The sequence below is a fragment of the Acidovorax sp. BoFeN1 genome, from assembly GCF_003345135.1.
GTDB lineage: Bacteria > Pseudomonadota > Gammaproteobacteria > Burkholderiales > Burkholderiaceae_C > Acidovorax > Acidovorax defluvii.
In genome coordinates this window covers 11,861-29,849 of record NZ_QOZT01000004.1, presented here as the reverse complement: position 1 = coordinate 29,849, position 17,989 = coordinate 11,861, and the positions used below count along the sequence as shown (strand labels likewise).

Annotated in this window: 18 protein-coding genes; 12 read left to right on the top strand and 6 right to left on the bottom strand. The window is 67.0% G+C overall.

Going from position 1 to position 17,989, the window contains the following annotated elements; genetic code table 11:
- The first annotated feature begins 18 nt into the window (after nucleotides 1–18).
- The 3 genes from DTW89_RS01555 to DTW89_RS01545 are packed head-to-tail and all read left to right on the top strand — an operon-like array spanning nucleotide 19 to nucleotide 3,490.
- The gene (locus DTW89_RS01555) at nucleotides 19–1,914 is read left to right on the top strand and encodes an ABC transporter permease (RefSeq protein WP_114654634.1); all 1,896 of its coding nucleotides are present in this window, start codon (nucleotides 19–21) and stop codon (nucleotides 1,912–1,914) included.
- On the top strand, nucleotides 1,911–2,702 hold the full coding sequence (locus tag DTW89_RS01550; RefSeq protein WP_035240878.1) for an ABC transporter ATP-binding protein: 792 nt from the start codon (nucleotides 1,911–1,913) through the stop codon (nucleotides 2,700–2,702). Before DTW89_RS01555 ends, DTW89_RS01550 begins: the two co-directional genes overlap by 4 nt.
- Complete coding sequence (locus tag DTW89_RS01545; RefSeq protein ID WP_442858082.1) at nucleotides 2,699–3,490, top strand: ABC transporter ATP-binding protein; 792 nt, start codon at nucleotides 2,699–2,701, stop codon at nucleotides 3,488–3,490. The genes DTW89_RS01550 and DTW89_RS01545 overlap by 4 nt, the downstream gene beginning before the upstream one ends.
- Nucleotides 3,491–3,648: 158 nt before the next feature.
- Here the strand turns inward: DTW89_RS01545 and DTW89_RS01540 are convergent, their stop codons facing one another.
- Nucleotides 3,649–5,199: a YifB family Mg chelatase-like AAA ATPase gene (locus DTW89_RS01540; RefSeq protein ID WP_114654633.1), complete on the bottom strand. Its 1,551-nt coding sequence runs from the start codon at nucleotides 5,197–5,199 to the stop codon at nucleotides 3,649–3,651.
- A 211-nt stretch (nucleotides 5,200–5,410) separates the two neighbouring features.
- On the opposite strand from DTW89_RS01540, the gene DTW89_RS01535 reads away from it, so the two are divergent.
- The 7 genes from DTW89_RS01535 (at nucleotide 5,411) to DTW89_RS01505 (ending at nucleotide 12,299) form a co-directional block, all read left to right on the top strand.
- Nucleotides 5,411–6,142 carry a TorF family putative porin gene (locus DTW89_RS01535; protein ID WP_114654632.1) on the top strand — a complete coding sequence of 244 codons (732 nt, stop codon included), beginning with the start codon at nucleotides 5,411–5,413 and terminating at the stop codon, nucleotides 6,140–6,142.
- A 46-nt stretch (nucleotides 6,143–6,188) separates the two neighbouring features.
- On the top strand, nucleotides 6,189–6,527 hold the full coding sequence (gene glnK / locus DTW89_RS01530; RefSeq protein WP_024813664.1) for a P-II family nitrogen regulator: 339 nt from the start codon (nucleotides 6,189–6,191) through the stop codon (nucleotides 6,525–6,527).
- Nucleotides 6,528–6,569: 42 nt separating this feature from the next.
- Entirely contained in the window at nucleotides 6,570–8,015 is a 1,446-nt protein-coding gene (gene amt, locus DTW89_RS01525; protein ID WP_114654631.1) for an ammonium transporter, read from the top strand.
- A 213-nt stretch (nucleotides 8,016–8,228) separates the two neighbouring features.
- Complete coding sequence (glcE, locus tag DTW89_RS01520; protein WP_201740918.1) at nucleotides 8,229–9,350, top strand: glycolate oxidase subunit GlcE; 1,122 nt, start codon at nucleotides 8,229–8,231, stop codon at nucleotides 9,348–9,350.
- A gap of 103 nt (nucleotides 9,351–9,453) precedes the next feature.
- Complete coding sequence (locus DTW89_RS01515; protein ID WP_111866040.1) at nucleotides 9,454–10,239, top strand: YoaK family protein; 786 nt, start codon at nucleotides 9,454–9,456, stop codon at nucleotides 10,237–10,239.
- Between the two features lie 31 nt (nucleotides 10,240–10,270).
- The gene (gene glcF / locus DTW89_RS01510; RefSeq protein WP_114654630.1) at nucleotides 10,271–11,524 is read left to right on the top strand and encodes a glycolate oxidase subunit GlcF; all 1,254 of its coding nucleotides are present in this window, start codon (nucleotides 10,271–10,273) and stop codon (nucleotides 11,522–11,524) included.
- A gap of 103 nt (nucleotides 11,525–11,627) precedes the next feature.
- The gene (locus tag DTW89_RS01505; protein WP_114654629.1) at nucleotides 11,628–12,299 is read left to right on the top strand and encodes a dienelactone hydrolase family protein; all 672 of its coding nucleotides are present in this window, start codon (nucleotides 11,628–11,630) and stop codon (nucleotides 12,297–12,299) included.
- Here DTW89_RS01505 and DTW89_RS01500 read toward each other — a convergent pair.
- Both DTW89_RS01500 and DTW89_RS01495 read right to left on the bottom strand, forming a co-directional pair.
- Nucleotides 12,285–12,911 carry a phosphoribosyltransferase gene (locus DTW89_RS01500; protein WP_114654628.1) on the bottom strand — a complete coding sequence of 209 codons (627 nt, stop codon included), beginning with the start codon at nucleotides 12,909–12,911 and terminating at the stop codon, nucleotides 12,285–12,287. The genes DTW89_RS01505 and DTW89_RS01500 overlap by 15 nt on opposite strands.
- Before the next feature lie 19 nt (nucleotides 12,912–12,930).
- Nucleotides 12,931–13,497 carry a phosphoribosyltransferase domain-containing protein gene (locus DTW89_RS01495; RefSeq protein ID WP_114654627.1) on the bottom strand — a complete coding sequence of 189 codons (567 nt, stop codon included), beginning with the start codon at nucleotides 13,495–13,497 and terminating at the stop codon, nucleotides 12,931–12,933.
- Between the two features lie 288 nt (nucleotides 13,498–13,785).
- On the opposite strand from DTW89_RS01495, the gene DTW89_RS01490 reads away from it, so the two are divergent.
- Together DTW89_RS01490 and DTW89_RS01485 are read left to right on the top strand one after the other, a co-directional pair.
- Complete coding sequence (locus tag DTW89_RS01490) at nucleotides 13,786–13,992, top strand: hypothetical protein (RefSeq protein ID WP_024813685.1); 207 nt, start codon at nucleotides 13,786–13,788, stop codon at nucleotides 13,990–13,992.
- A 228-nt stretch (nucleotides 13,993–14,220) separates the two neighbouring features.
- Complete coding sequence (locus DTW89_RS01485) at nucleotides 14,221–15,084, top strand: ProQ/FINO family protein (RefSeq protein WP_024813686.1); 864 nt, start codon at nucleotides 14,221–14,223, stop codon at nucleotides 15,082–15,084.
- Nucleotides 15,085–15,094: 10 nt separating this feature from the next.
- Here DTW89_RS01485 and DTW89_RS01480 read toward each other — a convergent pair whose 3' ends face one another.
- The 3 genes from DTW89_RS01480 to lplT form a co-directional block, all read right to left on the bottom strand.
- Nucleotides 15,095–15,589 carry a glutathione peroxidase gene (locus DTW89_RS01480; protein WP_114654626.1) on the bottom strand — a complete coding sequence of 165 codons (495 nt, stop codon included), beginning with the start codon at nucleotides 15,587–15,589 and terminating at the stop codon, nucleotides 15,095–15,097.
- Between the two features lie 85 nt (nucleotides 15,590–15,674).
- The gene (locus DTW89_RS01475; RefSeq protein WP_114654625.1) at nucleotides 15,675–16,565 is read right to left on the bottom strand and encodes a DMT family transporter; all 891 of its coding nucleotides are present in this window, start codon (nucleotides 16,563–16,565) and stop codon (nucleotides 15,675–15,677) included.
- Nucleotides 16,566–16,621: 56 nt separating this feature from the next.
- Nucleotides 16,622–17,926: a lysophospholipid transporter LplT gene (gene lplT / locus DTW89_RS01470; protein ID WP_114654624.1), complete on the bottom strand. Its 1,305-nt coding sequence runs from the start codon at nucleotides 17,924–17,926 to the stop codon at nucleotides 16,622–16,624.
- Nucleotides 17,927–17,989: the final 63 nt, after the last annotated feature.

Sequence of the window (17,989 nt, the reverse complement as noted above, 5' to 3'; positions counted from 1 at the left end):
CTGTTCGGCACTCTGCGCATGAGTTTTTCCGGGCTGCTCGTGCAGCTGCTCAACGGGCTGGCCTCGGCCTCGTCGCTGTTTCTGGTGTCGGCAGGGCTGTCGCTGATTTTCGGGGTCATGCGCATCGTCAACTTCGCCCATGGCTCGTTCTTCATGCTGGGCATCTATCTGGCGTATTCGCTGGTGGAGAGCCTGGGTGCCGTGATCGGTTTCTGGCCCGCGCTGCTGCTGGCACCGCTGGCCACGGCGGTCCTGGGGGCGCTGGTGGAGGTGGTGCTGCTGCGGCGCATTTACCGCGCGCCCGAGCTGTTTCAGCTGCTGGCTACCTTCGCTCTGGTGCTGGTGATCAAGGATGCCGTGCTGTGGGCCTGGGGGCCTGAAGAGCTTTTCGGGCCGCGTGCCCCGGGGCTGGAAGGTGCTGTCGACATCCTGGGCCGGCAGTTTCCGACGTACGACCTGTTCCTGATGGCGGTGGGCCCGCTGGTGCTGGGGCTTTTGTGGCTGGGCCTGCATCGCACGCGCTGGGGCACGCTGGTGCGCGCGGCCACGCAGGACCGCGGCATGGTGGGCGCCCTCGGCGTCAACCAGGCCTGGCTGTTCACCGGGGTGTTTGCGCTGGGCGCCTTGCTGGCGGGCCTGGCGGGCGCGTTGCAGCTGCCGCGCGAGCCGGCCCAACTCGATATGGATCTGAACACCATCGGCGCGGCCTTCGTGGTGGTGGTGGTGGGCGGCATGGGCTCGATCCCCGGTGCGTTTGTGGCGGCGCTGCTGATTGCCGAACTCAAGGCGGTGTGCGTGTGGGCCGGGCTGGTGGAGGTGGGGGGCATCAGCCTGTCGCTGTCCAAGATGACGCTGGTGGTCGAGTTCCTTGTCATGGCCGTGGTGCTGGTCTGGCGGCCCTGGGGGTTGCTGGGGCGGCCGCAGCCGCTCGCGCGCCAGGCCGGCATGGCCGAGGCGCCGCTGCAGCCGGCCAGCCGCGCCCTGCAATGGGTGGGCTGGGCCCTTTTTGCCGCGCTGGCGCTGGTGCCACTGCTGGCCGGGGCCTGGCCCTACGCGCCGGTGCTGCTGGTGGATGTGCTGGTGGCGGTGCTCTTTGCCTCCAGCCTGCATTTCCTCATGGGGCCGGCGGGCATGCACTCGTTCGGCCACGCCGCCTATTTCGGACTGGGGGCCTATGCGGCGGCGTTACTGGTGCAGTCGGCCGGGGTGCGCATGGAAGTGGCCCTGCTGCTGGCACCGCTGGCCGCAGGCGTTGCGGCGCTGGTGTATGGCTGGTTCTGTGTGCGGCTGTCGGGCGTGTACCTCACCATGCTCACGCTGGCGTTTGCGCAGATCACCTGGGCGCTGTGCTACCAGTGGGACGCTGTTACTGGCGGCAGCAACGGCATTGCCGGCGTGTGGCCCGCGCCGTGGCTGGCCAGCCAACAGGCCTATTACCTGCTGACCCTGGCCTTGGTGGCGGCCGGCGTGTTGCTGCTGCGGCGGGTGCTGCTTGCGCCTTTTGGCTATGCGCTGCGCGCGGTGCGCGACTCGGCCCTGCGGGCCGATGCCATTGGCATGGACGGGCGCCGCCTGCAGTGGGCGGCGTTTGTGGTGGCGGGCGTTTTTGCGGGCCTGGCCGGGGCGCTGTATGTGTTTTCCAAGGGCAGCATTTCGCCCGAAGGGCTGTCGGTGGGCAAGTCGGTGGACGGGCTGGTGATGGTGCTGCTGGGCGGCGTGCAGACGCTGGTGGGCCCCTGGGTGGGCGCGGTCACCTTTACCTGGTTGCACGACACCGTGGCGCGCAACACCGACTACTGGCGCGCCCTGCTGGGCGGCACCATGCTGGCGCTGGTGCTGCTGTTCCCGCAGGGGCTGGCGGGGTTTGCACGGCTTCTGGCCCTGCGCTGGCAGGCCCGCAGGAGCGCACCATGAGCGCAGCGCCACCACTGCTGCAGGTGACTGGCCTGCGCAAGGCCTTTGGCGGTGTGCTGGCGGTCGATGGCGTGGATTTTGCGCTGGCGCCCGGCGAGATGCTGGCGCTGATCGGGCCCAACGGCGCGGGCAAGTCCACCACCTTCAACATGGTGGGCGGCCAGCTGCGGCCCGATGCGGGCACCATCGAGCTGGCCGGGGTGGACATTGCCGGCCTGCCGCCGCGCGCCATCTGGCAGCAGGGTGTGGGGCGCACCTTTCAGATCGCTGAAACCTTTGCCTCGCTCACCGTGGTGGAAAACGTGCAGATGGCCCTGCTGTCGGCTGACCGGCGCCTGTTTTCGTTCTGGCCGCGCGCGCAGAACCACCGGCGCGCCGATGCGCTGGCGCTGCTCGATCAGGTGGGCATGGCGGCGCAGGCGCTGCGCCCCTGCAGTGCGCTGGCCTATGGCGACGTGAAGCGGGTGGAGTTGGCCATGGCGCTGTCCCACGCGCCCCGGTTGTTGCTGATGGATGAGCCCACGGCCGGCATGGCCCCGGCGGAGCGCCTGGCGCTGATGGCGCTCACGCAGCAACTGGCGCGCGAGCGGGCCATGGGCGTGCTGTTTACCGAGCACAGCATGGATGTGGTGTTTGCCCACGCCGACCGCGTGATGGTGCTGGCGCGCGGGCGCCTGCTGGCCGAGGGCACGCCGCAGGCCATTCGCGACAACGCCCAGGTGCAGCAGGTGTATCTGGGCAGCGGCAGCATGTTCGGTCATGTGCCCACGGGCGGGAGCGCGCCGTGACGGCCCGCGCATCCGTGGTTGTGCCAACCGCAACGCCCCAGTCCGCCTTGTCGGCCCCTTTGCTGCAGGTGCAGGGGCTGGCCGCCTGGTATGGCGCAGCGCAGGTGCTGTTTGGCGTGGATGTGCAGGTGGGGCGCGGCGAGGTCGTGGCATTGATGGGCCGCAACGGTGCCGGCAAGTCCACCACGCTCAAGGCCATCGTGGGCCTGGAGGTGCGCCGCGAGATTCAGCAGGGAGGGCAGTTGCGATTTTTGGGGCGCGACATTGCGCGCAGCGCGCCCTACCAGGTGGCGCGCATGGGGCTGGGCTATGTGCCCGAAGAGCGGCGAATCTTCACCGACCTGAGCGTGCTTGAAAACCTGGAAGTGGGGCGCCAGGGCGCGCGCCACTGGCCCGACGGCAGCGCCGCGCCGCACTGGACACCCGAGCGCCTGTTTGCGCTGTTTCCCAATCTGGGCGAAATGCCCCACCGGCCCGGCGGCCGCATGAGTGGCGGCGAGCAGCAGATGCTTACGGTGGCGCGCACCCTCATGGGCCAGCCGCTGCTGGTGCTGCTCGATGAGCCGTCCGAAGGCGTGGCCCCGCTGATCGTCGAGCAGATGGCCCGCACCATTTTGCAACTCAAGGCCCAGGGCGTGAGCGTGCTGCTGTCGGAGCAAAACCTCTACTTTGCCGAGGCGGTGGCCGACCGCGCCTATGTGCTGGAAAAAGGCCAGATCTGCCACCACAGCACCATGGCGGCGCTGGTGGCCGACCTGGCCGTGCGGCGCCAGTACCTCGGGGTGTAGCGACCGAATCCTCGGGGTTCTCGGGAAATATGAGTCAAATTGGCCTCTAGCCCTTTATAGTAAAGCGCAAGCAGCTATTAAACATATAGCATTGCCCTGCGGTTTTTGCGGTGCGTACGGGCCAGGCCCGGGGCCGTGCGCGGCGGCCGGGGGATGTTTCATGCGCCCGGGCTGCGCAGCACGCGCCGGTATTGCACGGCCTCGGCCACATGGGCCACCTGCGTGCTGGTGGCGCCCGCCAGGTCGGCAATGGTGCGCGCCACCTTCAGGGTGCGGTGCGTGCTGCGGGCCGACCAGCCCAGGCGGGCTGCGGCGGTTTGCAGAAACTGCGTGGCAGCGGGCTCCAGGGCGGTGTGGGTGTCGATCTCCTGGCCCTGCAGCGCCTGGTTGGACTTGCCCTGGCGTGCCATGGCCGCTTGGCGGGCGCGGGCTACGCGCTCGCGCACGGCGGCGCTGGCCTCGCCCGCTGGCGCGTCCAGCAGGTCGTTGGCTGGCAAGGCAGGCACCTCCACATGCAGATCGATGCGATCGAGCAGCGGCCCGCTGAGCTTGCCCTGGTAACGCGCCACCTGGTCGGGCGTGCAACGGCAGGCGCGCTGCGCCGACCCCAAAAAGCCACAGGGGCAGGGGTTCATGGCGGCCACCATCTGAAAACACGCCGGAAACTCCGCACGCCGCGCGGCGCGCGCAATGGTGATGCGCCCGGTCTCCAGCGGCTCGCGCAGGGCTTCCAGCGCGGCACGGGGAAACTCTGGCAATTCGTCCAGAAACAGCACCCCGTGGTGGGCCAGTGATATTTCTCCGGGCTGCGGCGGCGAGCCCCCGCCCACCAGCGCCACGGCCGATGCGGTGTGGTGGGGCTGGCTGGTGGGCCGCTGCGCCCACTGCGCGGCGCTAAAGCGGCCTGCCAGGCTGGCCACTGCCGCGCTTTCCAGGGCCTCTTCCATGGTCATGGCTGGCAGCAGCCCGGCAAAGCGCTGGGCCAGCATGGACTTGCCCGAGCCCGGCGGCCCCATCATCAATAGGCTGTGCCCGCCGGCGGCCGCGATTTCGAGTGCGCGTTTGGCAACCACCTGGCCCTTGACATCCGAAAGGTCGGCATAGACCGCTTGCGTGGCCAGCGGTGCGGGCTGCAGCAGGCACCAGCCGTCGTCAGTGGCAGCGTTGTCGTCGATGGGCTCCTGGGCGCCTGCCGGTAAAAAATGCCGCACCACATCCAGCAGGTGGCGCGCGCGATAAACCTGTGCATCGGGCACCAGGGCGGCTTCTTCGGCGCTGCCCGGTGGCAGCACCAGCCGCACCGCCACCTGGTGGGCACGCAGCGCCAGGCTGGTGGCCAGGGCGCCGCGCACGGGGCGCAACTGGCCGGACAGCGACAGCTCGCCAGCGAATTCATGGCCGGCCAGACGGCTGGCGTCGATCTGTCCGCTGGCGGCCAGGATGCCCAGGGCGATGGGCAGGTCAAAGCGCCCCGAGTCCTTGGGCAGATCGGCCGGCGCCAGGTTCACGGTGATGCGCTTGTTGTGCGGAAACTCCAGCCCCGCGTTCTGCAGCGCCGAGCGCACGCGCTCGCGCGCCTCCTTCACCTCCACATCGGCCAGACCGACCAGGGTGAAGCTGGGGAGCCCGTTGGCCAAATGCACCTCGACGGTGACCGAGGGCGCCTGCAGCCCCAGAAGCGCGCGGCTTTGCACCAAAGCAAGACTCATGAGCGGTTTTCTCCCCAGATAGGTGCGGTGGATGGATGGTTGTTGTCTGGCGGCCGTGCTGCGCACCACTCGGGTGCGATGGCGCGGCGCCACCACCAATGTAAGGGCGAATGCAGACCACGGGCGCAGGGCGTGCCGTTGTGGTGTTTTGCGACATGGCACGGACCGTGCTTAACCGGTGTGTACCCACTTTAGACCTACCGGAGGAACCATGACCCGCGCATCCATCAAGTTCTTGAGCGTCGCCTTTATTGCCGCCCTGCCCATGCTGGCCAGTGCCCAGCTCACGGGCAATGTCAGCCTGACCAGCAACTACAAGTTCCGGGGCCAGGACCAGGACACAGGCAAGGTCAGTGCCTTCAAGCCCGCCGTGCAGGGTGGCTTTGACTATGCCTTTGGCGACTCTGGCTGGTATGTCGGCAACTGGAACTCCAGCGTGAACTGGCTGTCTGGCAACTCGCTGGAATCCGATGTCTACGGCGGCTACAAGTTCAAGGCCGGCGGAGCGGACCTGGATGTGGGCGCGCTGGCCTATCTGTATCCCGGCAACACCAGCGGCAACACCACCGAGCTCTATGGCGCCGCCACTTTTGGCCCGCTCACGGCCAAGTATGCGCACACGGTGTCCAAGGACTATTTCGGCTGGGCGGGCGCCAAGTCCGGCTCCGGTCTCAAGGGCCGCAACACCGGCTACCTGAGCTTCGCCGTGGCACAGGAAGTGATGCCCAAGGTCACGCTGAAGGCATCGGTGGGCTTCACCCGCTTTTCCAGCGACATCAAGGATGCAGGCGTGCCCAACTACATGGATTACAGCGTCGGTGGTGTCTATGACTTTGGCGATGGCCTCACGCTGGGCGCTGCCATCGTGGGCGCCAACAAGAAAGACTTTTTTGGCCCCGTCAACAAAGCCCGCGTGATCGCCACGCTCACCAAAACCCTGTAATCAACGGAGGGCGCCCTGTCGGTGCCCTCAATCGGAGGAACTCAAAATGAAAATGGTGACAGCCATCATCAAACCCTTCAAGCTCGACGAAGTGCGCGAAGCCCTCTCTGACATCGGGGTGCAGGGCATCACGGTCACCGAGGTCAAGGGCTTCGGCCGCCAAAAGGGCCATACCGAGCTGTACCGCGGCGCGGAGTATGTGGTCGACTTTCTGCCCAAGGTGAAGATCGAGGCCGCCGTGGACGATGAGCTGGTCGACCGCGTGATCGAAGCCATTGAAGGCGCTGCACGCACCGGCAAGATCGGCGACGGCAAGATTTTCGTCAGCCACCTGGAGCAGGTGGTGCGCATTCGCACCGGCGAAACCGGCAAGGAAGCCCTTTAAGCACGGCCCCAAGCCCGCTGCATCCCACAGAGAGTACATGCCATGAAAAAACTGCTTGCCTCCTTCATTCTGGGACTGAGTCTGCTGTCCGCAGGAACCCTGTCCCTGGCCCAGGCACCCGCCCCGGCCGACACCACCATCGCCGCCCCGGTGGCCGATGCCGCTGCGCCAGCCCCCGTGGCTGCACCCGCCGCCGAGGCCCCAGCGCCCGCCGCCGAACCGGTTGCAGCCGCCGAAGCGGCCCCCACGGCACCCGCGCCCAAGCTCGACTCGGGTGACACCGCCTGGATGCTCACGTCCACCATGCTTGTGATCCTGATGGTCATTCCGGGCCTGGCACTGTTCTACGGCGGCCTGGCCCGTTCCAAGAACATGCTGTCGGTGCTGGTGCAGGTGTTCGTGATCTTTGCGCTGATCACCGTGCTGTGGGCCGTTTATGGCTACAGCCTGACGTTCGCCGGCGAGGGCCAGTTCTTCGGAGGGTTTGACAAGATCTTCCTCAAGGGCATCGCGCCAGACACGCTGTCGGGCCTGCTGCCAACCATTCCCGAATATGTGTTCGTGGCCTTCCAGTCCACCTTTGCCGCCATCACCGTGGCGCTGATCGTGGGATCGTTTGCCGAGCGCATCAAGTTCGCCGCCGTGCTGATCTTTGCCGTGCTGTGGTTCACCTTCAGCTACATCCCCATGGCCCACATGGTGTGGGGCGGCGGCCTTCTGGGCAAGGACGGCGCGCTCGACTTCGCTGGTGGCACCGTGGTGCACATCAATGCCGGTATCGCTGGCCTGGTGGGTGCCTACATGGTGGGCAAGCGCATCGGCTTCGGCAAAGAAGCGCTCACGCCCCACAGCCTGACACTGACCATGGTGGGTGCCTCGCTGCTGTGGGTGGGCTGGTTTGGCTTCAATGCCGGCTCGGCAGGTGCTGCCAACGGCGTGGCTGGCCTGGCCTTCATCAACACGATTCTGGCCACGGGTGCTGCCACGCTGTCGTGGCTGGCCGGTGAAGCCCTGCACAAGGGCAAGGCCTCGATGCTGGGTGCTGCCTCGGGTGCCGTGGCGGGTCTGGTGGCGGTCACACCGGCTGCCGGTTTCGTGGGCCCCATGGGTTCCATCGTGCTAGGCCTGATCGCTGGCGTGGTCTGCCTGTGGGGCGTGGGTGGCCTCAAGAAGATGCTGGGTGCCGACGATGCGTTCGATGTGTTTGGCGTGCACGGTCTGGGCGGCATCATCGGTGCCATCCTGACGGCGGTGTTTGCCTCGCAAAGCCTGGGTGGCACGGGCGGTCTGACCCCCGACACCTTCGCCATGGGCGCTCAGCTGTGGATCCAGGTCAAGAGCGTGCTGCTCACCATCGTGTGGTCTGGCGTGGTCTCCTTCGTCGCCTACAAGATCGCCGATCTGCTGGTGGGCCTGCGGGTGCCAGAAGAAGCCGAGCGCGAAGGCCTGGACATCACTTCGCACGGTGAAACGGCGTACAACCGCTGAACGCCCAGCGCTGCGGTGTCTGGTGGCGCCGCAGCGCCGTGCAAGACAGACGAGTTTCTTCAAGGTTTTGGCCCGCCATTTCGGCGGGCCTTTTTTATGGAGCGATCCGTTGGCATCGCTGCCTGCGCCGGCCGGGGCTCCTGTGGATTGCACAGCCCCTGTTCAAAAAATTCATGCGACCCGCCCGGCCTGCCGTGGCGCTGTGCCGCTACCATGCAGACCATGGAATTCGCCCTTCGCCAGATTGTTGACCGTGTCCGCGCTGCTGCCGCCGCGCAAACCCCCCTGCGCATCCGCGGCGGGGGCACCAAGGACTTTCACGGCCTTGCGCTGCACGGCGAGGTGCTGGACACCCGCCCACTCAACGGCATCGTGAGCTATGAGCCCAGTGAACTGGTGGTGACGGCGCGCGCCGGTACGCCGCTGTCCGATCTGGAGGCCGTACTGGCCGAAAAAGGCCAGTGCCTGCCGTTCGAGCCACCCCATTTCGGCCCGGGTGCCACGGTGGGGGGCATGGTGGCGGCCGGTCTCAGCGGCCCCGCCCGCGCCAGCGTGGGTGCGGTGCGCGACTACCTGCTGGGTGTGGTGCTGATCAACGGGCGCGCCGAGGTGCTTACGTTTGGTGGCCAGGTCATGAAAAACGTGGCGGGCTACGATGTTTCGCGCCTGATGGCAGGCGCCTGGGGCACGCTGGGCCTGCTCACCGAGGTCAGCCTCAAGGTGTTGCCCGTGGCTCCCGCCGAAGCCACGCTGCGCTTCGAATGCAACCAGGCCGATGCCCTGCGCAAGCTGCACGCCTGGGGTGGCCAGCCATTGCCGCTCAATGCCAGTTGCTGGGTGGAGGACGCGGGTGTGGGTCAGCTCTATGTGCGCCTGCGTGGCGCCGTGGCGGCGGTGGATGCGGCCTGCAAAAGCATGGGCGGCACGCGGCTCGACAACGCCACAGCGGCACCCGACTGGCAGGCCTGCCGGGAGCAGACGCTGCCCTGGTTCGCTGCCCGCCTGGCGCGGCCCGGGCAGGCGCTGTGGCGCCTGTCGCTGCCCGCCACAGCCCCCGTGCTGGCTCTGCCGGGGGGCGTGTCGCCGCTGGTCGAATGGCATGGTGCCCTGCGCTGGGTTCAGGCGCCGCTCGCGCACGGTGATGTGCTGCGCGAAGCAGCCCGGGCAGTGGGTGGGAGTGCTTCACTATTCATAGCTGACGGCGCAGTCGGGGAAAGGGCTGGGGGTCAATTTGATCTGAAATCTGCGGCATTGGAGCAGATCCACGCGCGCCTCAAGCACAGCTTCGACCCGGCCGGCATCTTCAACCCCGGCCGCATGGCGCCGCAGTGGTAAGGAGCGTGCGCGTGCTTGCCATCGCCGTCCGGCACGGGGCGCTTTACCCGTGCAAGGCGCAGCGGCGCGCGGCGCCTCGCCGGTGCTGAACCGGGATCTGAACATGCGGCGCCTGCGTCACCTCACCGGCCACCACCGCACGGGCACCAGCAATCGCGTGCTGGGCCTGTTGCTGGCCTTCAATGCCGGGGCGGTGAATGCGGGCGGTTTTCTGGTGGTGAACCTGTACACCTCGCACATGACGGGCTTTCTTTCCATGCTGGCCGACAACCTCGTGCTGGGCAACACGGTGCTGGTGCTCAGCGCCGTGGGGGCCCTGCTGGCCTTCATCAGCGGCGCGGCCACCACGGCGGTGATGGTGAACTGGGCGCTGCAGCGCAAGTTGCACAGCAGCTATGCACTGCCGCTGGTGGTGGTGGCCCTGCTCATGCTGGTGTTCGGCCTGGTGGGTGCCATCACGCTGGACTGGCGCACGCCTTTTTCCGTGCCCATGACGGTGCTTCTGCTGTCTTTCATCATGGGTCTGCAAAACGCCACGGTGACCAAGATGTCTTCGTCCCAGATCCGCACCACCCACATGACAGGCGTGGTGACCGACCTGGGCATCGAGCTGGGCAAGTTGCTCTACTGGAACCGCACCGGCACCGCGCTGGAAAACCAGGTGCGCTCCAACCATGCCCGGCTGCGTCTGTTTGCGGGGCTGGTGGCGATGTTCCTCATTGGCGGCATTGCCGGGGCGGCCGGCTTCAAGCATGTAGGTTTCGTTTTTGTGGTGCCACTGGCGCTGGTGCTGCTGGCCCTGTCGCTGCCCCCGCTGTGGGCCGATCGGGCACGCTTGCGCCATCCGCTGCGCAAGGCCGCGCCTGCCCAGTTGCCCCCCGCCCCCTGATTTTTTCTGTTGACCTGTCCAGGCTGCACCCATGCAAACCCAACTCGCCCCTGAATACCGCGCCCGCCCCGATGGCCTGGAGGCCGAAGCCATCGTGCGCAAATGCGTGCACTGCGGTTTCTGCACGGCAACCTGCCCCACCTACCAGCTGCTGGGCGACGAGCTGGATGGCCCGCGCGGCCGCATCTACCTCATCAAACAGGTGCTCGAAGGCCAGGCGCCCACGCGCAAGACGCAGATGCATCTGGACCGGTGCCTCACTTGCCGCAACTGCGAAAGCACCTGCCCCAGCGGCGTGCAGTATGGCCACCTGATCGACATCGGGCGCAAGCTGGTGGACGAAAAAGTGCCCCGTCCCCTGGGCGAAAAGGCCCTGCGCTGGGCGCTGAAAGAGGGCCTGCCATCGCCCTTGTTTTCCCCCGCCATGAAGGTGGGCCAGGCAGTGCGCGGCCTGCTGCCCAAATCCCTCCAGGCCAAGGTGCCCGCGCCGCAAAAGGCAGGGGCCTGGCCCACCCGCGAGCATGCGCGCAAGGTGCTCATGCTGGCGGGCTGCGTGCAGCCGGCCATGATGCCCAACATCAACACCGCCACCGCCCGCGTGCTGGATGCCGCGGGCATCCAGACCGTGATCGCGCCCCAGGCAGGCTGCTGCGGTGCCGTCAAGTTCCACCTCAACGACCAGGAAGGCGGCAAGGCCGAGATGCGCGCCAACATCGATGCCTGGTGGCCGCTGGTGGAGGCGGGCGGTGTGGAATCCATTGTCATGAACGCCTCGGGCTGCGGCGTCACCGTCAAGGAATACGGCCACATCCTCAAGGATGACCCGCACTACGCCACCAAAGCCGAGCGCATCAGCGCCCTCACGCGCGACCTGTCGGAGCTGCTGCCCGCCCTGCTGCCCGAGCTGGCGCAGAAACTGGCGGGCCGCGTGCAACCCCCCGATGTGCTGTTTGCCTACCACCCGCCCTGCACGCTGCAGCACGGCCAGCAACTGCGCGGCGGGGTAGAGACGCACCTGAACCAGCTGGGCTTCAAGCTGCGCGTGGCCCGCAACGAATCCCACCTGTGCTGTGGCTCGGCGGGCACCTATTCGGTGCTCAACCCGGACCTCTCCTACCAGCTGCGCGACCGCAAGCTCGGTGTGCTGGGCGAAGCCTTTGGCGAGCAGGCGCCCGACGCCATTCTTTCGGCCAACATCGGCTGCATCACGCATCTGCAAAGTGGCACGGCCACGCCCGTGAGGCACTGGGTGGAAGTGCTGGATGAGGCGCTGGCCGCGACTTGAAGTCCTGTCCGGTCTTTTCCCGCGTTGCCAGGATGGGTGATCCGGGCGTTTCGGGGCATGGCCGAGTGGCAGGCGAAGACAATGGCGGCAGAGGTGAAACCCCATGCACGCTGCGACGGAACAACTGGTTCGTATCCCGGTGGACGCTGGCCTTATCGAGGGCGCGCTGGATTGCCCGCCCGACAGCCAGGGCTTGGTGCTGTTTGCCCACGGCAGCGGCAGCAGCCGCCACAGCCCCCGCAACAACCATGTGGCGCGGGTGCTGCGAGAACGCGGCCTGGCGACCCTGCTGGTCGATCTGCTAACGCCAGAGGAAGACCGTGTCTATGCCACGCGGTTTGACATCCCGCTTCTCACGCAACGCCTGCTGGATGTGACCGATTGGGCCAGGCGCCAGCCCGCAACGGCATTGCTGCCCATGGGGTATTTCGGTGCCAGCACCGGTGCTGCGGCGGCCTTGAGTGCTGCTGCCTCGCAGGGCGCAGGCATACGGGCCGTGGTCTCCCGCGGCGGGCGCCCGGATCTCGCCCCGGCCCGTGATCTTGCGCGGGTGCAGTGCCCCACCCTGCTGCTGGTGGGCGCGTGCGACGAAGAGGTGCTGGCCCTCAACCGGTGCGCCGCCGCGCACATGCCCGGGCCCACCCACCTGACCATCGTTCCCGGTGCCACCCATCTGTTTGAAGAGCCCGGAACGCTGGAGGCCGTGGCCCGCCTGGCGGCCGACTGGTTCGCGCAGCATTTGCCTACGCGCGGGGCACCCTCAGGCGCGCAGTAGCGCGATCACTTCCTCGTCATCCACCTGAGGGAAGTGGCGGTAAAACTGGCCTACCGCCTGAAAATCTTCCGGCGCCTGCAGGCACACCACCTCGTCCGCCATGGGCCGGATTTTCTGCAGGGCATCGGTTGATGCGACAGGGATGACGCAGACCAGCTTGCCGGGTTGGCGCTGGCGCTGGCGCAGGCTGTGCAGCGCAGCCATCATGGTGGCCCCCGTGGCCAGACCATCGTCCACCGCGATGACGACGCGCCCTTGCGGATCGATCGGTGCATGGATCGGTGTGTATTGCACGCGGCGCGAGTGGATGGTGGCCAGCTGCTTCTGCTTTTCTGCAGCGATGTAGTCCTGGTCGGCGCCTACCGCGGCAGCATAGGGGGCGATGTAGGTCCAGCCGCTTTCCGCCACCGAGCCAATCGCCACCTCTGGCTCAAAGGGGGCGCGCAGCTTGCGCACCAGCACCACGTCGAAATCGCCGCCGATCTGCCGGGCCACGATCTTGCCGATGGGCACAGCACCGCGCGGAATGGCCAATACCAAGGGGTGCTGGTCGCGATAGCCTTTCAGGCGGTCGGCCAGCTGATGGGCAGCGTCATCGCGGTCTTTGAACATGGGGCGGCCTCGGGTGGTTTCATCGCAGGCGAGCGGGCTGCACCAGCTCTATCCGGAAATCGGGCTCATACGGCGGCACATGGCACTCGATGATGTCTGGCGGGGCGATGCCAAGCCGGGCGCCCACCACATCGGCGTGCACGGGCAGGCGGGTGGTGACACGGTCCACCAGGCAGGCCACCCGGATGGCCGCTGGCTGCTTGCGCGCCAGATATTCCACCACCCTCAGCAGCGAATGGCCGGTGTACAAGACATCATCGACCACCAGCACCGTAGAGCCGCGCAAATCCAGCGCGGCGTGTTGCGCCTGCTCTGTCAGCAGGGTTTCCGGGTGGAGCAGCGTCAGGTCGTCTGCATAACGCTTGACCTGCAGATCCAGCCGCAACGGCTGAGGCAGCCCATACAGCTCCACCATCCGCGCGGTCAGGCGATCTGCCAGCGGCGCGCCTCGGCGCAGCACACCAATCACGGCCACCGGGTGGGCTCCGTGGAGCAGGCCGTTGGCCTGCCGCGCCATCTCGTCGATGACGGCCACCAACTGCGGCGTGTCGTACAGGACGGTTCGCGTGCCAGAGGGGGCGTTCATGGCGCCCGCCGCAGGATGAGCGGGCCGTTGGCGGCGTTCTTGAGCCATCCCGGCGAGGGCCCGATGCGCCTGCCGAGCGACAGGCTTTGGTGGGGTATCCGTGAAGTCATGGTGCTTCTCCTGGGGGAGAAAAATCGAACACACGAAGCGCGACGTCCACTTTATGGGGCGCCGCAGCGGGCGTCAATCCCGGGGGGGCGCCCCGGTTTGCCACCGGGCCTCGCTTCCTGTACCGTCTGCAGTGTGGTCTGCGAAGCTTTGGCCTTGCGCCACACACAGGAGATCTTCATGACGATCCATCAGAACCCGCGCGACAAGCAACCGCCCCACACGGGCAAGGTCGAGAACGACACCAACAAACTGGGCGAGCAGGACCCCACCCAGATCAACCAGGGCAAGCGCACCCCCGAAAGCCGCAGTGACCGCGAGTCGCATGTGGGCGGCAGCAACCAGTCGCAATCGCGGCGAGGACCAGCGGGGAGCAACAACCGGTAGAGGGGGCTACCTGGGCTGGGAGCCGGTATGCGCGGACCATGCGGTCGTGGTGCGTTCACCTTTCCGATGCCGAATTCCTTGCTCTGGTGGGGCGCAATGACGGGGTGACTCGTGACGCAGCACGCTGCAACATCCCTGCCCCCAACAGGTGGTTGTGGTGCGCGCCGTGAGGAGCGTTTTGCCAAGGCTGGCATGATCGAGGGTTTTGTTGCCCTCCACCCGCTAGCCATGACCGACCACGTGCCAGACCAAGAACCCACCGCGGCGCCCGCCGCCCCGGTAGCCGCTGCCAACGCCCAGCAGGCGTTGCAGCAGCCCGAGACTGGCGACAGCGCCCCGGCGGCCACTGCCGCAGCCGCCATGGCCACGGATTCCCCGCGCGGGGATCGCCCGTCCCGGGGTGGGCGCGGTGGCCGTAACAGCGGCCGTGATCGCGCGCGCAACGAGGGCCAAGCGCCTGCAGGCCCGCAAGCGCCATCGCGCACGCCCCCGCGCACCCACCCGGCGCTAGAGCAGTTGGCGGGGCTTTATCCCCATCTGTTCGGCGCGGTGTTTTTGCCGCTCAAGCGCGGCATCTTTCAGGACCTGCTGGAAGCCCATCCCGAGCTGTTTGAACGCGATGCTCTCAAGGTGGCGCTGGGCATCCACACCCGGTCCACCCGTTACCTGCAAAGCGTGGCCGCTGGCGAAAAGCGCCACGACCTCGCGGGCCAGCCCGTTGAAGACATGGCGCCCGAGCACGTGCACCATGCGTTGCTGGAGGTGTTTCGCCGCCGCAAGGCCCGTGCGGGCGACGACGTTTTGCCCAAGCTGCGCAAGCGCATGATCCAGGCGTTTGAGGCCTCGGGCCTGACGCGCGAGGCCTATACCGAGCTGGTCACCGGCCGCGATGAGGCGGCCAACGCCATCCTGGAAGAAGCCTTTGCCGAATGGGCAGCCCGCAATGCCAAGGACGAGGCCCTGCTGCGTGCCTTCGAAGCCAGCGGCCAGACGCTGGAGGCCTTTGCCGACATGTACGGCATGGACCCGCGCCAGGCCGGTCAGATGCTGGAGCGCGCGCGCCACCAGCGTCCGCCCGCTGCCACGGCCTGATTGCCGCTTGTTAAGCGCCTGGGGCGGCCAGCGCCGCCTCGATGTCGCCTGCCAGTTTTTTTGGCGCATCTTGCGGGGCATAGCGGCGGATCACGCGGCCGTCCTTGCCCACGAGGAATTTCGTGAAGTTCCACTTGATGGCCTTGCTGCCCAGCAGGCCCGGGGCTTCTGCGGTGAGCCACTGGTACAGGGGCGAGGCGTTGGCGTCATTCACGTCGATCTTGGCCATCATCGGAAAACTCACGCCATAGTTGAGCTGGCAAAAGCTGGCGATTTCGTCGTTGCTGCCCGGGTCCTGGTGGCCGAACTGATTGCACGGAAAACCCAGCACCACCAGCCCCTTGTTGCCATATTGCTTGTGCAGCTCTTCCAGCCCGCCAAACTGGGGCGTGAACCCGCAGGCACTGGCCGTGTTGACGATCAGCAAAACCTTGCCCTCGAACTGCCGCAGCGGCACGGCGGGGCCGCTCATGGGCTGGGCTTCAAAGTCATACAGGCTGGACATATGGGCAACTCCTTGTGGGCAAGGGGGCATGGTAGCGGCTGGTTGCCCGTCGTGCAGGGCGCTGGGCGATTGCCCGTGCGTGCGATCAGGCGCTGGCACTGCGCCGATATTGCAGCGCAGCCAGCAGTGCTGCCAGCATGATCAACGCCCCGCCCAGCAGGGTGCGCGGCTCCAGCGGGGCGGCGGTGAGCAGGGCCGATGACACGCTGGCAAACACCACCTCCGACAGCATCACCAGTGCCGTGGTGCCCGCCGCCAGGCGCGTGGCGCCATATTGCAGGGCGTAGTTGCCCAGCAGAAAGGCCAGTGCCAGCGCCAGGGCCAGCAGGACCCAGGCCAGGGCCGGGGCGGGCAGGGAGGGCACGGCCCCCACCGCCAGCCCCGCTGTGGCACTGAGGCCGGCCAGCAGGGCGCCGCCGCCAAACATGGCGAGCATGCGCGCCTCGCCGGGCACGGCATGCAGGCGCCGCAGTGTCACGTTGGTGAGGGCAAAACAAAAACCGCCCGCCAGCGCCAGCAGGTCGGCGCCCGAAAGGTGGGCTGCCAGCCGGGTCCATGCGGCATCTGCGGGCACCAGCACCAGCGCAACGCCTGCAAAGGCCAGCAGCAGCCGCACCAGCGCCACGCCCGTGGGGCGGTCGCCCAGCAGCCTCCAGGCCAGCAGCACCGACCAGGCGGGCATGAGATAAAACAGCAGCACCACGCGCACCACGTCTCCCACCGTCACAGCCCAGTTGAAGGCCACGTTGGTGAGGCCCGAGCTCAGTGCCAGCAGCCACAGGGCGGGGTGTTGCAGCGCCGTGCGCAGCGCTTGCGGCCGGGCCAGCAGCAGGCAGACCAGCGCCAACGCATACATCAGCGCCGTCGCCCACAGGGGGTGCAGCCCGGCCGCGTGCAGCTGCCTGAAAGGCCACCACGAAACGCCCCACACCAAGGCGTTGAACAGCAGGGCCAGTATGGAAAGCAGGTTGGGCATCAAATCGGCATCAAGCGCTTATGCAGAAAGCGCTAATAGCTATTAAAATAATAGCGTTAGTGGTGCGTATCCTGCCGCGCGATGTGCAGCAGGTGGTCGAGTTCCTCGCTGTGGTTGCGGCAGTTGCTGGCATGCCAGCGCTGGATGACCAGCATGATGCCGGCCACCACCACCCCAAACACCGTGATGGCCCCAAAGACCGACAACCCCAGCTTGAGCGACAGGCTGTAGAACGCGCCCAGGCCCAGGATGCAGGCCTGCTCGTTGAAGTTTTGCACCGCAATCGACCGCCCCGCGCCCATGAGGTTGTGGCCCCGGTGCTGCAGCAGGGCGTTCATGGGCACCACCAGAAAGCCGCCCAGCCCGCCCAGCAGGATCAGGAACGGAATGGCCAGCCAGATGTTGCTGATGAATACCATCAGGATCAGCAGCAGCCCCATCGCGATGCCCAGCGGAATCACGCGGGTGGCCATGTCCAGGCGCATGCGCATGGATGCCGCCACGGCGCCCACGGCGGTGCCGATGGCCACCACGCCGGTCAGGGCCGATGCCTGCGTGGTGTTGTAGCCCAGGGCCACACCGGCCCACGCCAGCACGATGAACTTGAGGTTGCCCCCCGCGCCCCAGAACAGGGTGGTGGTGGACAGCGAAATCTGCCCCAGCTTGTCGTGCCACAGGCGGCTGTTGCAGGCCCAGAAGTCGGGCAGCAGGGCCAGCGTGCTGGCCAGAATGCTGCGTTGCGGGTGCTGGCGCAGCGGGCGCATCTCCACGCCCGTATGGGGGATGCGCGTGTTGAACCAGGCGGCCAGGGCATATACCAGGATCAGCGCGGCAATGGCCGCTTCGGCGGCGGTGTGGATGCCGAAATCGATCATGGGAATGTCGATGGACAGCAGCGCTGCCGACAGATGGTGCCCCACCAGCTGCCCGCCCAGCAGCACCCCCAGGATGATGGAGGCAATGGTCAGCCCCTCGATCCAGCCGTTGGCCTTGACCAGTTGCGAGGCCGGCAGCAGCTCGGTGAGGATGCCGTACTTGGCGGGGGAATAGGCCGCTGCGCCCAGCCCCACCACGGCATAGGCAATCAGCGGGTGCGAGCCGAACAGCATCATCAGGCAGCCAACGATCTTGATGGCATTGCTGAAAAACATCACCCGGCCCTTGGGCAAGGCATCGGCAAATGCGCCCACGAAAGGCGCCAGCACCACGTAAAACAGGGCAAACATGGGCACCAGTGCTGCGCGCTGCCATTCGGGGGCACCGCTGGTGCGGAGCAATTCCACGGCCGCCACGAAGAGTGCGTTGTCGGCGAGCGAGCTAAAAAACTGCGCCGACATGATGGTGTAAAAACCGCGCTTCATCGAATGGCTGGAGGGGATATCAGAGAGGCTGATGCCCGAATGGATTGGGGGGCCGCATACAAG

What these genes read in the sequence shown, in the direction of transcription:
- DTW89_RS01555 (WP_114654634.1), top strand. Translation starts at nt 19, where the DNA reads ATGAGTTTTTCCGGGCTGCTCGTGCAGCTGCTCAACGGGCTGGCCTCG.
- DTW89_RS01550 (WP_035240878.1), top strand. Translation starts at nt 1,911, where the DNA reads ATGAGCGCAGCGCCACCACTGCTGCAGGTGACTGGCCTGCGCAAGGCC.
- DTW89_RS01540 (WP_114654633.1), bottom strand. Translation starts at nt 5,199, where the DNA reads ATGAGTCTTGCTTTGGTGCAAAGCCGCGCGCTTCTGGGGCTGCAGGCG.
- DTW89_RS01535 (WP_114654632.1), top strand. Translation starts at nt 5,411, where the DNA reads ATGACCCGCGCATCCATCAAGTTCTTGAGCGTCGCCTTTATTGCCGCC.
- glnK (WP_024813664.1), top strand. Translation starts at nt 6,189, where the DNA reads ATGAAAATGGTGACAGCCATCATCAAACCCTTCAAGCTCGACGAAGTG.
- amt (WP_114654631.1), top strand. Translation starts at nt 6,570, where the DNA reads ATGAAAAAACTGCTTGCCTCCTTCATTCTGGGACTGAGTCTGCTGTCC.
- glcE (WP_201740918.1), top strand. Translation starts at nt 8,229, where the DNA reads ATGCAGACCATGGAATTCGCCCTTCGCCAGATTGTTGACCGTGTCCGC.
- DTW89_RS01515 (WP_111866040.1), top strand. Translation starts at nt 9,454, where the DNA reads ATGCGGCGCCTGCGTCACCTCACCGGCCACCACCGCACGGGCACCAGC.
- glcF (WP_114654630.1), top strand. Translation starts at nt 10,271, where the DNA reads ATGCAAACCCAACTCGCCCCTGAATACCGCGCCCGCCCCGATGGCCTG.
- DTW89_RS01505 (WP_114654629.1), top strand. Translation starts at nt 11,628, where the DNA reads ATGCACGCTGCGACGGAACAACTGGTTCGTATCCCGGTGGACGCTGGC.
- DTW89_RS01500 (WP_114654628.1), bottom strand. Translation starts at nt 12,911, where the DNA reads ATGTTCAAAGACCGCGATGACGCTGCCCATCAGCTGGCCGACCGCCTG.
- DTW89_RS01495 (WP_114654627.1), bottom strand. Translation starts at nt 13,497, where the DNA reads ATGAACGCCCCCTCTGGCACGCGAACCGTCCTGTACGACACGCCGCAG.
- DTW89_RS01490 (WP_024813685.1), top strand. Translation starts at nt 13,786, where the DNA reads ATGACGATCCATCAGAACCCGCGCGACAAGCAACCGCCCCACACGGGC.
- DTW89_RS01485 (WP_024813686.1), top strand. Translation starts at nt 14,221, where the DNA reads ATGACCGACCACGTGCCAGACCAAGAACCCACCGCGGCGCCCGCCGCC.
- DTW89_RS01480 (WP_114654626.1), bottom strand. Translation starts at nt 15,589, where the DNA reads ATGTCCAGCCTGTATGACTTTGAAGCCCAGCCCATGAGCGGCCCCGCC.
- DTW89_RS01475 (WP_114654625.1), bottom strand. Translation starts at nt 16,565, where the DNA reads ATGCCCAACCTGCTTTCCATACTGGCCCTGCTGTTCAACGCCTTGGTG.
- lplT (WP_114654624.1), bottom strand. Translation starts at nt 17,926, where the DNA reads ATGAAGCGCGGTTTTTACACCATCATGTCGGCGCAGTTTTTTAGCTCG.